Annotated in this window: 14 protein-coding genes and 1 pseudogene; 10 read left to right on the top strand and 5 right to left on the bottom strand. The window is 36.7% G+C overall.

Annotated features, from left to right (window positions below):
- Positions 1 to 180 precede the first annotated feature (180 nt).
- Both YN1551_RS11480 and YN1551_RS16735 read left to right on the top strand, forming a co-directional pair.
- On the top strand, positions 181 to 1116 hold the full coding sequence (locus tag YN1551_RS11480; RefSeq protein ID WP_012717896.1) for an ISH3 family transposase: 936 nt from the start codon (positions 181 to 183) through the stop codon (positions 1114 to 1116).
- 323 nt (positions 1117 to 1439) lie between these two features.
- Positions 1440 to 1568, top strand: a pseudogene (locus tag YN1551_RS16735) (ISH3 family transposase); the annotation flags it as partial.
- 166 nt (positions 1569 to 1734) lie between these two features.
- Here the strand turns inward: YN1551_RS16735 and YN1551_RS17990 are convergent.
- The gene (locus tag YN1551_RS17990) at positions 1735 to 1917 is read right to left on the bottom strand and encodes a hypothetical protein (RefSeq protein ID WP_048052065.1); all 183 of its coding nucleotides are present in this window, start codon (positions 1915 to 1917) and stop codon (positions 1735 to 1737) included.
- Positions 1918 to 2481: 564 nt separating this feature from the next.
- Here YN1551_RS17990 and YN1551_RS11470 point away from each other — a divergent pair.
- Genes YN1551_RS11470 through YN1551_RS11460 form a run of 3 tightly spaced genes read left to right on the top strand, consistent with a single transcriptional unit; the run spans position 2482 to position 6705 of the window.
- Entirely contained in the window at positions 2482 to 4320 is a 1839-nt protein-coding gene (locus tag YN1551_RS11470; RefSeq protein WP_012715723.1) for a thiamine pyrophosphate-dependent enzyme, read from the top strand.
- On the top strand, positions 4308 to 4892 hold the full coding sequence (locus YN1551_RS11465) for an indolepyruvate oxidoreductase subunit beta (protein WP_012717892.1): 585 nt from the start codon (positions 4308 to 4310) through the stop codon (positions 4890 to 4892). Before YN1551_RS11470 ends, YN1551_RS11465 begins: the two co-directional genes overlap by 13 nt.
- Positions 4882 to 6705: an AMP-binding protein gene (locus YN1551_RS11460; protein WP_012717891.1), complete on the top strand. Its 1824-nt coding sequence runs from the start codon at positions 4882 to 4884 to the stop codon at positions 6703 to 6705. Before YN1551_RS11465 ends, YN1551_RS11460 begins: the two co-directional genes overlap by 11 nt.
- Here the strand turns inward: YN1551_RS11460 and YN1551_RS11455 are convergent.
- From YN1551_RS11455 to YN1551_RS11445, 3 genes are all read right to left on the bottom strand, one after another.
- Positions 6698 to 7159: a peroxiredoxin gene (locus tag YN1551_RS11455; RefSeq protein WP_012710767.1), complete on the bottom strand. Its 462-nt coding sequence runs from the start codon at positions 7157 to 7159 to the stop codon at positions 6698 to 6700. The two genes, YN1551_RS11460 and YN1551_RS11455, sit on opposite strands and share 8 nt — an antisense overlap.
- Positions 7160 to 7501: 342 nt before the next feature.
- Complete coding sequence (locus YN1551_RS11450; protein WP_012717890.1) at positions 7502 to 8245, bottom strand: MBL fold metallo-hydrolase; 744 nt, start codon at positions 8243 to 8245, stop codon at positions 7502 to 7504.
- Positions 8246 to 8275: 30 nt separating this feature from the next.
- Positions 8276 to 8947, bottom strand: a complete 672-nt coding sequence (locus tag YN1551_RS11445) for a TrmB family transcriptional regulator (RefSeq protein ID WP_012710765.1) — start codon at positions 8945 to 8947, stop codon at positions 8276 to 8278.
- 44 nt (positions 8948 to 8991) lie between these two features.
- On the opposite strand from YN1551_RS11445, the gene YN1551_RS11440 reads away from it, so the two are divergent.
- From YN1551_RS11440 to YN1551_RS11430, 3 genes are all read left to right on the top strand, one after another.
- A complete protein-coding gene (locus YN1551_RS11440) occupies positions 8992 to 10089 on the top strand; it encodes an MFS transporter (protein ID WP_012717889.1) in 1098 nt (365 codons plus the stop codon).
- 90 nt (positions 10090 to 10179) lie between these two features.
- Positions 10180 to 10764, top strand: a complete 585-nt coding sequence (locus YN1551_RS11435) for an IS607-like element ISSis5 family transposase (protein ID WP_012717888.1) — start codon at positions 10180 to 10182, stop codon at positions 10762 to 10764.
- Positions 10742 to 12043, top strand: a complete 1302-nt coding sequence (locus YN1551_RS11430) for an RNA-guided endonuclease InsQ/TnpB family protein (RefSeq protein ID WP_012717887.1) — start codon at positions 10742 to 10744, stop codon at positions 12041 to 12043. The genes YN1551_RS11435 and YN1551_RS11430 overlap by 23 nt, the downstream gene beginning before the upstream one ends.
- 600 nt (positions 12044 to 12643) lie before the next feature.
- Here YN1551_RS11430 and YN1551_RS11425 read toward each other — a convergent pair.
- Positions 12644 to 13768 (bottom strand): NRAMP family divalent metal transporter, encoded by a 1125-nt coding sequence (locus YN1551_RS11425; RefSeq protein ID WP_012717886.1) that lies wholly within the window; start codon positions 13766 to 13768, stop codon positions 12644 to 12646.
- 377 nt (positions 13769 to 14145) lie between these two features.
- Between YN1551_RS11425 and dps the strand changes: the two genes are divergently transcribed.
- Positions 14146 to 14712, top strand: coding sequence for a DNA protection during starvation protein (gene dps / locus YN1551_RS11420; protein WP_012717885.1), 567 nt, complete (start codon positions 14146 to 14148; stop codon positions 14710 to 14712).
- Positions 14713 to 14765: 53 nt separating this feature from the next.
- Positions 14766 to 15092, top strand: coding sequence for a Rieske (2Fe-2S) protein (locus tag YN1551_RS11415; protein WP_012717884.1), 327 nt, complete (start codon positions 14766 to 14768; stop codon positions 15090 to 15092).
- Positions 15093 to 15273: the final 181 nt, after the last annotated feature.

The raw sequence follows: 15273 nt of genomic DNA, 5'->3' as shown, positions 1-15273 counted from the left end.
GATGGTCACTGACTTTCTCACCGCCCTGAACGGTAGACCCAAAATCATATTAGAAAAATATTTCTGGTAGGATAATATCGAATTTATAAAAGATAAAGAAATTTATAAGAGTATAAAGAATTCAATTGAAGAAAGGGTTTAAGGTGAGGGAGATGGAGTATTACCACGTGACATAGGAAGATGGTAACACCCGGTCTCCCTCACCAAAATAACATTCAACAAATAGGATATAAATTACTTTCCATGCTGAACTTCCAAGGAGAGAAGGTAGAGAAGGTAGCGAAAACTCTCATCTCCGCGTGTTTGTGGAACGACTCTGTAGAGAACAAGTCCAGAGCGTATGACGTATCCCCACAGACCGTGAGGAATTACGTAGAGAAACAAGGGATGGAAGTGATTGAAAAGCTATTGGAAAGAGCTAGGAAAATATCCTTGGAGATATTAAAGGGGGTAAAGGAGATAGATCTTTCAATAGACTGGACAACCAAGACGTGGTATGGGAAACCAGTGAAAGGGAGCTCTGAAAAAGGAAACTCGTGGAACTACGCAACAACCAAGTATAAGGGGAAAGTACTTTTACTTGCCTTTATTCCGCAAGTGAACGGTATGACTAAGGACGACATAGTGAAGGTTCTTGTGGAGCAAGTAATGGCAATGGGATTCAAGATAAGGTTGATAACTCTTGACGCTGGTTTCTACACTGTTGATGTGCTCAATTTCATTTCACAGTTTAAGTATATAGTTGCTGTGCCTGTTGGGGATGTTAAGGTGTATGAGGAGTTTGACGGGGATTACACAACTAATAGTAAGAGGCATAGGAGGGATGAGCAGGTCAAGTTCAGGCTTCTCGTGTACAGCAAGGAAGAAGTGAGGAGAAAGAGTCTTGTTTATTTTGCTAGGGCTACTAACCTAGACCTATCCAAGAGGGAAGTGTTGGATTTGTACAATAAGGTAAGGGGTCCCATAGAGACCTCTTATAGGAACATTAAGGCTTTTCTCCCATTCACCAGTTCCACCAAGTTTGTTTTTCGCACGTTGATCTTCGTGCTGGCCCTTGTACTCTACTCCTTATATACCATATTCAACGGTAGACCCAAAATCATATTACAAATATAAATTCAACATTAAACCTCATATTTTTTCTTAATAAATAAAAGAATATATTTTATTATACTCATAATCAAGAGCATTAAGAATAATGTATTAAATAATCAATGTAAATAAAACAGATTCTATCATATACATCTTTATCATTTTCTAATATTATAATAATATTCCTCAGTTAATTGTGTAGAAATATAAAAAATCTAATATGGAACTTGGAAATTTATAAAAATTATCATATAATTATCTAACTAATTACATTAAATCGTTACGAACTACTAATAATGAATAAAAATTATTTTTACTAATTAGATTTTGGGTCTACCGTCAAGGGGGAGGTGGGGAGAGAGGAGTTTAGATTATTATTAATTCTTTTATTTCCTGATTTATTCAATCCAGAGAATTTTACATTTAATCTAGTAGATACACTTATTTACACTATAGATTTATTTTTAAGGAGGTGATTTTGGGTCTACCGTTGGGGGGAGAGAATAGTACACTAAGTTTGGGATGCGTCTTAGTGTACGTGCCATGGTACTACTCTCTCCTCCCATAACTTAAGTATTACTACAATTTAATCCAAGATAACGCTAAGAATCAATTTATTCTCAAAAATTAAAATTCAGTTTTTTACATTCCGGACACTCTCTCATCTGGTGGGCAGTCGAGTGGATCAGAGATCCACTCCCATCTGAATAGAAGGGGACTTTCATCCATAACGTCTAGTCCCTTAAAGGGAAGAGATACTAGATGCTCCTCCCACAGTCCCATTAAGCCCTCAATCGAGCTGGCGAGGAGCACCGCTAGCATCACTAAAAGAATTTCAGAAAAAAGGATTATTTAAATATAAGGGGGCTATCCATCCCCGCTGGCGAGGCTTTTCGCCCCCTTAACCTCCAATTTTTGTAATTCCTATGGATAGATCTACTGCAATATCATTTGATACTTTTACAAGCTTTTCCAAGTTATTTGCATCGATCTCAATATTCAATAATTCGCTCACTATTATTAATTTAGGAAGGCTATTCAAGAATTTGGGTCATTCACGCATCCTTTGCGAATTCAGTTTATTTAAAGAATCGTAATGAATTTAATTAAATATCGCCGCTCTGACTAGGTGGAGATCCACGCTCAGTAGTTTACTTTGTTTTATCCATCTTATTCACAAATTACAATTCGCAAAAGAGACCTGAATCGCCCAGAATTTCTCTAGTATTTCGTGAGTTTGAACCATGCAATATATTATGCAAAGATAGATTAAAAAGATTAAACCATATATGTACTAAAATAAACTTTACTTCTGAAGTTTAATCAAATTATTAAGATCTTAAACTTTAGAAAGTAACGCTTATTAATGTTTGAACTATAATTATAAATGTGATTGAACTTTCTACAACTAAGAGAGTAATTTTGGGAAATGAGGCAATAGCTTTTGGTGCATTAAGTGCTGGAGTATCCATAGCTGCAGGATATCCAGGCACACCATCTACAGAAATAATAGAAACTTTAATGGCATATGGAAAAATATATACCGAATGGAGTGCTAACGAAAAAGTGGCGTTTGAAACGGCTTATGGAGCGGCTATCAACGGAGCTTTTGCCCTAACTACAATGAAACATGTGGGGTTAAACGTGGCAGCTGATCCTTTAATGAGCTCATCATATACTGGAGTCGAAGGAGCATTAGTCATAGTTTCTGCCGATGATCCTTCCATGTGGTCATCACAAAACGAACAAGATAACAGATACTACGGTTTACATGCGTTAATCCCAGTTATAGAGCCATATGATCCACAATCTGCTCATGACTTAACCATAGAGGCCTTTAAGCTAAGTAACAAAGTTAAACATCCAGTAATTCTTAGATCAACTACCAGAATAGGTCACATTAGAGGACCAGTAGAACTTAAGCCTCCATCTCGACCAATCCTGGGTAAACTTATCAAAGACCCTAAACGTTACGTGTTAGTCCCAGAGAACGCTAGAAGAAATAGAGTTGAACAGTTAAAGAGATGGGAAAAAATTGAAGAAGAGGTAGAGGGTTTAAATGGGCTAATTGACAACGATAGTGAAAATCTAATAATTGCCTCGGGTATTTCATTCGGTTACGTAATTGATGCCATGAAAGAGTTGGACATTAAGGCAAATGTATTAAGGTTATCCACCCCCGTCCCTATACCTAAAAGACTGTTTCTCAAGGCTGTAAGCAACTCCAAGAGGGTTCTAATAGTAGAGGAAGGTGAGCCAATTGTTGAATATCAAATAAAGGATCTGCTGTATGATCAGGGGATAAGAGTTGAATTACATGGAAAGGATCTAGTAAGTAGAGTTGGAGAGATGACATTAGACAAGGTATACTATGCTTTTAGCAAATTCTTTGGGTTAGACCTTGTAACGGAATACTTAGAAGTTCCCCAAGATATACCACCAAGACCTCCAGCACTATGCCCAGGATGTCCACACAGAAGTTCATTCATAGACTTAAAGAAGGCAATTACAATGGCTTCCTTTAAGCCTAATGAAACGTTCATCTCTGGTGATATCGGATGTTATACATTAGGATTGTTACCACCCTTCGACACTCAAGACTCTTCTACCGATATGGGTTCTAGTATTGGGATTGCCAACGGCGTTTATAGGGCCACTGGAAATATACCGATAGCAGTTATTGGAGATTCTACTTTCTTCCACAGCGGGATTTCAGCGCTTGCAAATGCTGTCTATACTCAAACTCCTATGCTCGTGCTTGTCTTAGATAATAGGTCTACTGCGATGACCGGACAACAGCCAAGCCCATCTAAGGAAATAGATATAGGAGAGGTTGCTAAGGGTTTAGGAGTAAAGTATGTAAAGTACGTTGATCCTTTTGACGTTAATTCTTCAATAAAGGAATTATCAAATGCATTAAAGTGGGTTAGGGAAAATAAGCAACCGGCAGTTGTCATAGCTAAAAGAGCTTGTGCGTTGTTAGTTATGGATAACGTAGAGGAGAACAATCTACCAAAGGCCATAGTTGATCTAGAGATATGTACCGGTTGCAGCATATGCTATGACTACTTTACCTGCCCCGCCATAATTCCTAGAAAGGATAAGAAGGCTGAGATAGATAATTATACGTGCATAGGCTGTGGGGCATGTATACCAGTTTGTCCATTTAAGGCAATATCCTTAAAGGGTAACAAACCAGAAAAATGGGACGAATTATGGCTAGGGTAAACATTCTGATAGCAGGTGTGGGAGGGCAAGGTATAATAACTGCTGGTAAGATAATAGCTGAGGCTGGAAACTACTCCAATACTAAGGTCTTAATAGCAGAAACCCATGGTTTAGCGCAGAGAGGCGGAGGAGTTAATATTCATGTGAGGATAGGCGACGTTAACTCTCCATTAATACCATTAGGAAAGGCTGATTACCTAGTTGGTTTAGAGGCTACTGAGGTTTTAAGAAACTTAAACTATGCTTCAAGAAAACATACCACTATCATTATAAATAACTACGTGGTAAGGCCAGTTTTACCTAAAGTTAGGTTACTTAGTTTGCAAGAGGTTCTCGATAAATTAAAAGGGTGCAAAGTTTACGTAATTGACGCTAATCAAATAGCCGTAAATGCTGGAAATATTAAGGCTGCAAATGCTGCAATCCTAGGGTTTTTATACTCACTGGGAGCGTTTGAGGGTCTAATAAACGAGGAATCTTTCATCAAAGCCTTAAAATACGAGAGCAATATAAAAGCGTTTAAAATTGCCCAAGTTATAAAAATTAATGGGATAGATATTAATGGTATTTAATCCAGATAAGGAATGGATAGAGAATAGCAATGTATACAAGTTCATGGTTGAAAAGAACCTCGATAAGCTAGAAGACTTCATTAAATATACATACGAGAATTCAGAATTTTGGGATGAGTTTGTAAAGTTAATAAACGTGAAATTTCCAGAACCTTACACGAAGGTTCTAGATCTAAGTAGGGGAAAGCAATGGCCTCAATGGTTCATAGGGGGAAAGTTAAACATTGGTGACCAATTACGCGATAGTTCTGATGTGTTTATTAAGTGGATGGATGAGAGCTTCAACACTAGAACGGTAACCTATTCTCAAATACTAAATGAGAGCAAGTCAATTGCAAGTTGGTTAAAGAGAATAGGTTTAAAGAAAGGAGATAGGGTTGCCATTTACATGCCAATGATACCGGAAATAGTATCGGTAATGTTAGGTGCAGTTAGAGCAGGGATGATACTCGTACCTCTATTTTCTGGGTTTGGCCCAGAGCCAATAAGAGTTAGAATAGAGGATAGTGAGGCTAAAGTAATCTTCACGGTCGATAAGAGCATTAGAAGGGGAAAAGAAGTTGGTATGTTGAGAAATCTGGAAGGACTAAATATAGCTAAAGTAGTATTGAATAGGGGAGGTACTAAGGGTGATTTTTATGACTATAAGGATGTAATAAGAACTAGTGGAGACTATGTAGAAAATACTGGTACTGAAGACCCAATGATGATAATTTACACTTCTGGAACTACTGGAAAACCCAAGGGATGTGTTCATACTCACGATGGATTTCCAATAAAGGCATCTGCTGACATTTACTTTCAGTTCGATCTGAAAAAAGATGAGACCTTGATGTGGGTTACCGACATGGGGTGGATGATGGGACCGTGGATGGTATTTGGGTCACTCTTACTAGATGCTAAAATGGGGATGATTGAAGGGTATACGGGTGGGGAAGTCCTACAGAAATTCGTTGAAGATATGAAGGTTGATGTTTTAGGAGTCTCAGCTAGTCTGGTTAGAGCGTTAAGAAGTCAAGGTGAAGTTAAACTAAACGTTAGGCTAACAGGAAATACTGGAGAACCAATTGATCCAGAAAGCTGGTATTGGCTATTTAACGCTAGTGGAAAGAACCCCATTATAAACTATTCTGGAGGTACTGAAATCTCTGGAGGTATTTTAGGGAATTACGTTATAAAGAAAATAAAGCCATCTTCATTTAATGGTCCTTCCCCGGGAATTAATGCTTCAGTATTTAATGAGGAAGGAAAAGAAGCTCCACCAAATGTTGAGGGGGAATTGGTTATATTGAGTGTTTGGCCAGGTATGACCAGGGGATTTTGGAGCAATCCCGAGAGGTATATTGAGACTTATTGGTCAATTTGGAAGGATATATGGGTTCACGGAGATTTGGCTTATAGAGATGAAGAAGGGTATTTTTATATTGTTGGAAGAAGTGATGATACGATAAAGGTCGCTGGAAAGAGAGTAGGTCCAGCTGAAATTGAAAGTATGTTAAATTCCTTTCCAAATGTAGTTGAATCAGCATGTGTCGGAGTTCCAGATCCAATGAAGGGAGAGAAAATAGTTTGTTTCGTAGTCTCAAAGGTTGGCGATATTGAAAAGGACTTGATAAGATATACAGAGGATAAACTGGGTAAAGCATTTGCACCATCAGAAATAAAGATCGTTAAGGAGTTACCTAAAACTAGAAATGCAAAAATAATGAGAAGACTGATAAGGGCAGTATACTTAAATAAACCCTTAGGGGATATCTCCTCACTAGAAAATCCATCAGCTTTAGAGGAAATAAAGAGGGCCTTGATTAGCTGATCTCTTCCGCTTTTATTTGCTTTAATGTCTTAAGAGCCTCATTAACGTGATTGGCTGGATTAGTTTGCGAATTATAAATATGCCTTATTATCCCCTTCTTATCAATAACGAAAGTAATCCTTGCTGGTAATATGAATCCTTTAGCACCATAAAGTTCTCTTATTTTCTTATCCGGATCGCTAACTAGAATAAAGGGTAACTTGTATTTTTCTTTAAACTTCTTGTGAGAGTTGATATCATCCGAACTAACTCCTATTACTACAACGTCGTAATCCTTGAGGAGATCCCAATTATCTCTAAAAGCACAAGCTTCCCTCGTACAGCCTGGTGTATCGTCTTTAGGGTAGAAATAAAGGACTATATTATGTTTCCCTATGAAATGGGATAGGGAAATCCTCTCACCATTATCCGCTATTCCCTCAAAAAGAGGTGCCTTATCTCCGACTTTAACCATAAATAAGATATATCTAATTGTGGTAAAAAGATTATCTTATAAATTTTTCTAATTTTACATAGTTTGAGAAAGAATTTCACTTAGAGATTGACTCCTATGTCCAACTCACTTAATTCAAGTTTTACTCTTTCATAAACGTTCTTAGCTCTTTCCAATTCCAACCTATTAATTGTATTTAGTCCAGAATTGCATCAACCCATTTTATTGGTCTTGCAAGAGTTTTCTAATCTAAATGGCAATTTGCCTTTATTATAAGAAGAGGAAATGATACTGGACCGGCAAAAGGTGCTGTTATAAGTATAATTTAAAAAATATTTTTAATGATTTTAAAATATTTTCCTCTCAAATTACACCTTCTAAATTCTTCCTTATATACTCATCAAACTCTTTGGGCTTAGAAATTTTAACTTCTCTAACTCTATTTATGAACTCGTCTTTTTCGTTTATTCTAAATAAAGTATTGAATCTCTTTTCAAAGCCTATTGTGGAACTAGGTTTTCCACTTATCCCAACACCACATACTGAACCGGCAGTATGTGTTGGGTAAATTTCAACATAATCTGGCAATCCTTTCAGCTTGGCTAGACTATAGTATAAATTCTCCTCGGCATTTTCCCCACCTATATCAATTCTTCCAACACCTCCTACGAACAAAGTATCCCCAGTTAATACAGCCCACGGCTCATTCCAACTCTCATCCCTCCTTTTATCATATACTAGAACTGAAATGCTATCTGGAGTATGTCCAGGAGTATGAATTACCTTTATCTTCACATTTCCTGCCTTTATCTCCTCTCCATCCTTAATCCTCTCTACCTTAAATTTGACTTGTGACTCCTCATGATAGTAAATGTTAGCGTTAGTTAATGCTTGCAATTTCTTTACACCAGATAAGTGATCAGCGTGAGTGTGTGTGTCTATTATATAAGCTATCTTCATATTACCTAAGTCTTGAGCTAATCTAACTATTTCATCTACCATCTCGTACCTAGGATCGACTACAAACAATTCTCCAGCTTGAGTACAGCCAAAGATATAAGTAGCACAACCACCACTTTTGCTTATAATTTGCCTGAATATCATCATTTACTTTAAATAAATAATTAGATATAAGAGTTATTCACTCTTATAAGTTAATAACTCGAAGTGCTCTTCCGCTTGGAGTACACATCCTCTACATGAATCCACAACAATCTCATATTCATTATTGAAAGTAACCAATACTGAATCATCAAATATAATAAACTTAGATTTCATGTCTTTTACGTATCTAATATCGCCATTTAGATTTAAATTATTGGAAGAAGTTATCAAAGTTAAACTACCCTTATACTTTTTAAGAGTCTTAATTAACCACTCTGGCAAATTATCCCAGACTACCTTCATCTTGTTGCTTTTCTCTGTCAACTCCCTTATCATCCTTATTACAGTCTTTTTACCCTTGATGTGCAAGCTACGATCAGCTTCTCCTTTTCTCTTTTCATTCCAGAATGAAATAATATTACCTATTGCATAATCTAATTCACTTACAATTTTGTCCCTATATACCTTTAAAGACATTGACGGATCTATTAGTTTGACCTTTTTCGGCCTTCCTTCAATTACCCTAACTAAACCCTTATCTTCTAAAGACTTTACAACTTCATAAACCTTCTGATAAGGTATTTGAGCCTTCTCTGAAAGCTCTTTCATCGTGGAATTGCAAAGATTTAATAATGTTAGGTAAACTTTAGCCTCATACACTGAAAACCCTAACTTTCTCAAATTAATTTCCAATTCACTATCCACAGTGAATAATCGTTTTTATTACTTTTAAATCTTAGTAGCTATTAATGAACAGACAATTTGTTATGTTTACAATATTGGTCTTTTTTACAGGATTATATCTGGGAACTCTAAGAATAGTTATTCCGGTACTGGAGAAGCAACTAAACATTTCAATAACACTTAGCCTATTATTACCCTTAGTAGCCTTTGGGTTTGTAAAAGGTGCGTTTAACTTTCTCGCTGGAAAACTCTCTGATGACTTGGGAAGAAAAAGAGTACTCATAATAGGCTGGATAGTGGCGTTGATGTCAGTCCCGTTATTTTTATCAATTAACATATATACTGTGGTCATAATATCGATTTTACTTGCAATAATTCAAGCTTTGACGTGGACTACTACTATGACTTCACAAATAGACATTAGCGGTAAATTGAGAGCAGGCTTAGCTACTGGAATAAATGAAATGTCTGGATATTTGGGAGTCTCCTTTGGAAGTCTTTTCGCTAGCTATTTGTTTAAGCTAAGTTATATTTTCATTGGAATAATTTGCTTGATAGCGCTAATTTCTTCCTTCAACGTAATGGAGACTAAATTATTAATATCAAATTTCGGTTTATCAAAAAAGGAAAATAATCGTATAAATTACTTTTCTATTACTAAAATAAGCATAGCAGGACTTTTAGAGAAGTTTGTAGATTCTGCGTTCTTTATCTTGATACCCACATTCCTATTATTACAACATTATACACTATTTTTGATAGGAATAACCGTATCTAGCTATACGTTTACTTGGTCACTTTCCCAACCATTATTCGGGTACCTAGCAGATGCTTACAATAAAAGAAGACTAATACTTGTAATAGGTTTTTTGTTGATGTTTTTAGGTTTCATAAAATATTCCGAATTTCCGATTTTATTTTCAATAGTAGAAGGTATTGGTATGGGGATGATTTATCCTAATTTAATAGCTTTTGTTAATGATAGGATTAACGAGAGTGTAAGAGGAAAAGCGTTAGGCTATTACAGATTATATAGGGATAGTGGCTATGGTGTGGCTGGCTTATTACTACCGTTACTTTACTCGTTTTATGGATACGATTATACTTTATTGATAGTAGGGATATTGCAAGTTGTAGCTCTCTTACTAGTAGCAAGATCTTAATCTCTTATATCCACAAATAGATTTACGCCGTCGTCAACAGTTTCCGATAAACCGTGAAGTTTATATACTTTGTATGTAAGTTTAACTACAATGCTGAAACCTAAGGAAGTGTGCCAAAAACTAGGAATATCATACCGCACACTACAGAGCTATGTTAAGAAGGGTTACATAAAACCCGTGATACTACAGAGTGGAAAATGGAGGTTTAAAGAAGAGGATGTCGAAAGACTCATGGGGGTTGTTAGGAAGAGGAAAGTAGTATTATACGCTAGGGTATCATCAAACACACAGAAAGACGACTTAATAAACCAAGTTAAGTACCTGGAGGAGAACGTTAAGGACTACGACCAAGTAATAACAGACATTGGTTCTGGGTTGAACATGAAGAGAAAAGGATTCCTCAAGCTATTGAGAATGATACTAAACAACGAAGTATCGAAAGTTGTCATAGCCTACCCAGACAGACTAGTTAGGTTCGGCTTTGAAATAATAGAGGAGGCATGCAAAGCACACAACTGCGAGCTCGTGGTATTAAATAAGGAGGACAAAACACCAGAGCAGGAACTAATCGAAGATTTGATCTCTATACTGGTATCATTTAGCGGAAAGTTGTATGGTATGAGGAGCCATAAATATGAGAAGGTGAAGAAGTGTGTCGAAGAGCTTAAGGCTTAAATCATTCCAACCGGAGGAGGAATACGTTTACCTAACTTACTCCCTGAAGAATAATAAGAAGGTGAAGAGCAAGATATTACTAGAGAACTATAAACACCTACTACAGAAGGCTTTAGACTGGTTATGGGAGAGGACTAAGATAGAGAGGAAGGAGGTCAAGAAGGGCAAGAAAATTTTCGCTAAGGTTAAAGTAACCTTGCCAAAGAAAAAGGAAGTTTACAAGGTGTTGAGGGATGAGTTAGAGAAGGTTAACAATCTAGCTTCACATTACGTTGACAAAGCAATAAATGATGCTTACTCAATCTTGAATAGTTGGAGGAGGAGGGCTGAAAAAGGACAAGCGTCATTAAGGAAACCTAGATTGAAGAAGGTTTACGTTAGGGTAAAGTCGACACTTAGAAAGGTTGAGGGTGAGAGTGTAAGGATTACAGTAAGACCTTACGAATACGTCACCTTCTCATGGTCTCACAAATGGTTTTCAAGGAGGGTTGAAGGGCTTGAGTTGGGTGAGCCAGTAATAAAGGAGGATAAAGTTCACCTACCATTTCGTTATAAGTTACCTTGGTTTACTCCCCTTGACTTTCTATCTATTGATAGTAACTTGTACACATTAGACGCTTACGATGGGGAGAAGTTCGTCACATTTTCTTTGAAGGAGTTGTATAGTTTGAAGTTCGGTATGGAGTTGAAGAGGAGTAAAATACAGTCCTTCGCTTCTAAACACGGTAGGAAGGGGAAGGTATTGTTGAGGAAGTACTCCCACCGTGAAAGGAACCGCGTGCTTGATTATGTTCACAAGTTTGTGAACAAACTGTTGGGAATGTATCCTCTCACTATGTTTGCTGTCGAGAAGTTGAATAAGCAGTCAATGTTCCAAGACGCTGATGATAAGCTGTCTAAGAAGGTTTCAAGGACTGTATGGAGGACTATACACCGCGTGCTTAAATACAAGGCTCCCCTTTATGGTTCTTTCGTTAAGGAGGTGAACCCACACCTCACATCTAAGTCCTGCCCCAGATGTGGATGGGTTTCCCGAAAGGTCGGCAGGATTTTCAAGTGTGAGAGGTGTGGGTTCACTCTAGATAGGCAACTAAACGCATCTCTCAATATTTACCTCAAGATGTGCGGGTTTCCCCACCTCTTTCTTACTCCCACTGGGAGTAGGTGGATTGGGGTTATCCCGCTAAAGGGGCGGAGGGGTATGAACGGGGCGTTGCCCCGCGACTCTGGTGAAGCCCAAGGGCTGAGGATTGGATACAAATTCATGAAAATTCAATGAAGCCCAAACCCCGTATAGCAAGGAAATAAACCTTTAAACTTATCTAGGATCCGTGAATCGCCCAACGAAATTCTAACATAAGTGCAATTCCTCCGCTCATTATAATTTTCCAAAATTCAATGACGAGGAATTAGCATATCCTCTGTAACTCCAGTAGCAAACATATACTTATGAGAATTGTGAAGAAAGATGAGTATGGAGACAGTATCGTCATTAAGTTACAAATTTATTAAATAGAGAAATTCTCCGATAGAGTATAACCTAGTTCAGATTCTCAGAGACGCCTTTTTTACGTTAAAGTATAAATTTATAGCTTAATAATGACACTATCAAATTGAATAACGTCACGTGCCAATCTTAACTGTCACTATGCTTGAAAATTAATCGAAAGATTTATTACTGAACGCCCCTCCGTAACCTCTCTTCCACAAGGGACATTAAAGAACGGTTCCGTTCGATGGAACCTCAGCTACGAATCAAGATCTCTCTGAGAAGCAGGAAATCTCTATCGTGAGGTGGAGATGCCCCTTAATGGGAAGTAGTTCACACTCTACTCTTTCAGCCATTCAGATAATTGGGCTAAACTATTAGTTATATTGTCTACAAGTGTAGTGTTCCCACAAATCCTCCTACTACAATCATAACTATTGTAAAGAAATACGCTACTAATCTAGTCCTAGTATAAGTGTATTTACCCATGATCTTTTTATTGCTTATCAATATACCCACCATTACTGCCGGTATGGCAATCACTATAGGTGATAATGATAATAGAGTTAAAGCGAAGTTAATAACGGAAGAATAGTTACCCAGCATTAAGGAAACTATTAACATAGCTGGTATTGACTCCATAATGTAGATCTTCACGGAGTTTTTGTAGTTATTTTTCCCTAAAGCTTCTAGTAGACCCCATGCACTACTTAGAGATACAACTATAAGCGTTAAGAACCCGGCACTTATTAACGTTATTCCAAATATATAATGAAAATTTCCTAAAATATATAGTAACTGAGCTGGATCAGTAGGATCTATATTACCAATTGAAGTTCCTATCATCTCAGATAATACTATTATCAATTCAGTTATTATAGCTCCTAGTAACGTCTCTATGGTTATCCATGATATCTTTTTAGAATTATTAATATCTATCTTAGGATATTTAATTGCTGTAGCAGAACTTTGATAAATCAACATACAAGGTGGAGTTACTACTGCACCAATGTTTACAGCAATGAAGAATAGGAAGTTCTTTGAGGTAGAGAAGTATAAGACTTCTTGTCCGGTAAAGTTCAGCTTAGGCCCAACTATAATTAAGGCTGACAATAATAGAATTACGGAAACTACTACTAGATATCTTTCAGTTATTTCGTAATTTTTAGTTAACACTATTATAACGTGAAGGATGAAAAATATTACCAGGCCGAATAGGGGAATGATACCAATTAAGTAACATCCAATTGCAATTCCCGCATACTCACTTAGATATGTAAAGAAATCAACGAAAAATATTGGGAAAATAGATAAAATTGATACTTTCCTAGAGTAGTATTCTCTGATAAGTTCTCCAATACCCTTCCCAGATATGGCACCTAATCTCCCTGAAGCCTCTTGTATTATGAAGAGAGGAAGAGATAATAGCATCACAAACCATATTAGTTTGTATCCATATTCCTCTCCGGTGGATAACCCTCCTAATATACTCGCAGCATCAGCATCTGCCAACAATGCTATCCAGGCTGGTCCAAAGAGTTTTGCAGAATCTCTTATACTCGTCTCAAAACACCTCGCATAAGTAATTATAAATTCTTTTTTTGGGTAAAAAGCTATTATAATGAAGATTAAACGTAAAAGCTGTATTCATTATGTAACCACTGTTATACTCTAATGAGCCCTAACTTATAAAGATTTTGATTTCAAAGTAATTCTTAATTAGTAGCTTCTTCATAGAGTCTTTGCTAGATCTTTTCTCTACACCTTAAGAGGTAAGACTCTGATTTGGCTTAGTTAACTTTAAAGTTATTTCTAACTACAAGTTATAATTAGTATCAAATAGAAAGCTTTATAAATTTGAAGTGAGTATAGTCTATTAGGATGATGTCTGTATGCAAGAAAAACCCCAAGAACCAAAGGTAGTCGGAGTAGAAATACTGGAAAAATCTGGATTAGATGTGAAAAAGTTAGTAGATAAACTTGTTAAAGCAACAGCTGCAGAGTTCACTACATATTACTACTATACCATATTGAGAATGCACCTAACTGGTATGGAAGGAGAGGGTCTTAAGGAAATAGCTGAGGATGCTAGGCTTGAGGATAGGCTTCACTTCGAACTAATGACTCAAAGGCTTTATGAACTAGGAGGGGGTTTACCTAGAGACATAAGGCAGCTTGCCGATATTTCGGCTTGTTCTGATGCATATCTACCAGAGAATTGGAAAGACCCTAAAGAAATATTAAAGGTTTTGTTAGAAGCCGAACAGTGTGCGATAAGAACTTGGAAAGAAGTGTGCGATATGACCTACGGAAAAGATCCTAGAACTTATGATCTAGCGCAGAGAATACTTCAGGAGGAAATAGAACACGAAGCGTGGTTCTTAGAATTACTATACGGAAGGCCATCGGGTCACTTCAGAAGAAGCTCACCAGGTAACGCTCCATATTCTAAAAAATAAAAGGTATAATAACTGTTTTTTCTCGTTTCTATTTCCACATTGGTGATTATTTAATGTTAGTGAGAGTCTGTAGCTTATTAGACTTAGAAGATAAAAAACCCAGAAAATTCTCAATAAATGGCATAGAAGTAGCCATAGTAAGGGTTGGTGATAAAGTGTTTGCTATTGATGCCTATTGCCCTCATAAGGGAAGAAATATGGAGTATGGAGATGTGGACGGATATAAAATAAGATGTGATTTACATGGATATGAGTATAGTCTTGAAAACGGGAAATTAGTATTAAATCCTTACGGAAAGTCGTCAGGATGGTACTTTTCATCCAATTTAAGGATTTACAAAGTTGAGGTAAAGAACAAAGACATTTTCATACAAATTTAAATTTCAAATTCTATTGATCTAGCGTTTTGCATAATTAAACCATAATAGGTTTCCTTATTTCTTCTCTACATTCACTTCTATTCTTGATTTCAACAATATCCCCTAATACCTATATAGGTTTTATTAGTCGGGCTGAATCCTTTTTCACGTTAATAGAAATCTTTTTATATCTGTTTATAAC

The sequence above is a fragment of the Sulfolobus islandicus Y.N.15.51 genome (assembly GCF_000022485.1).
GTDB classification, from domain to species: Archaea; Thermoproteota; Thermoprotei_A; order Sulfolobales; family Sulfolobaceae; genus Saccharolobus; species Saccharolobus islandicus.
This window is presented reverse-complemented; position numbering and strand designations above follow the sequence as displayed.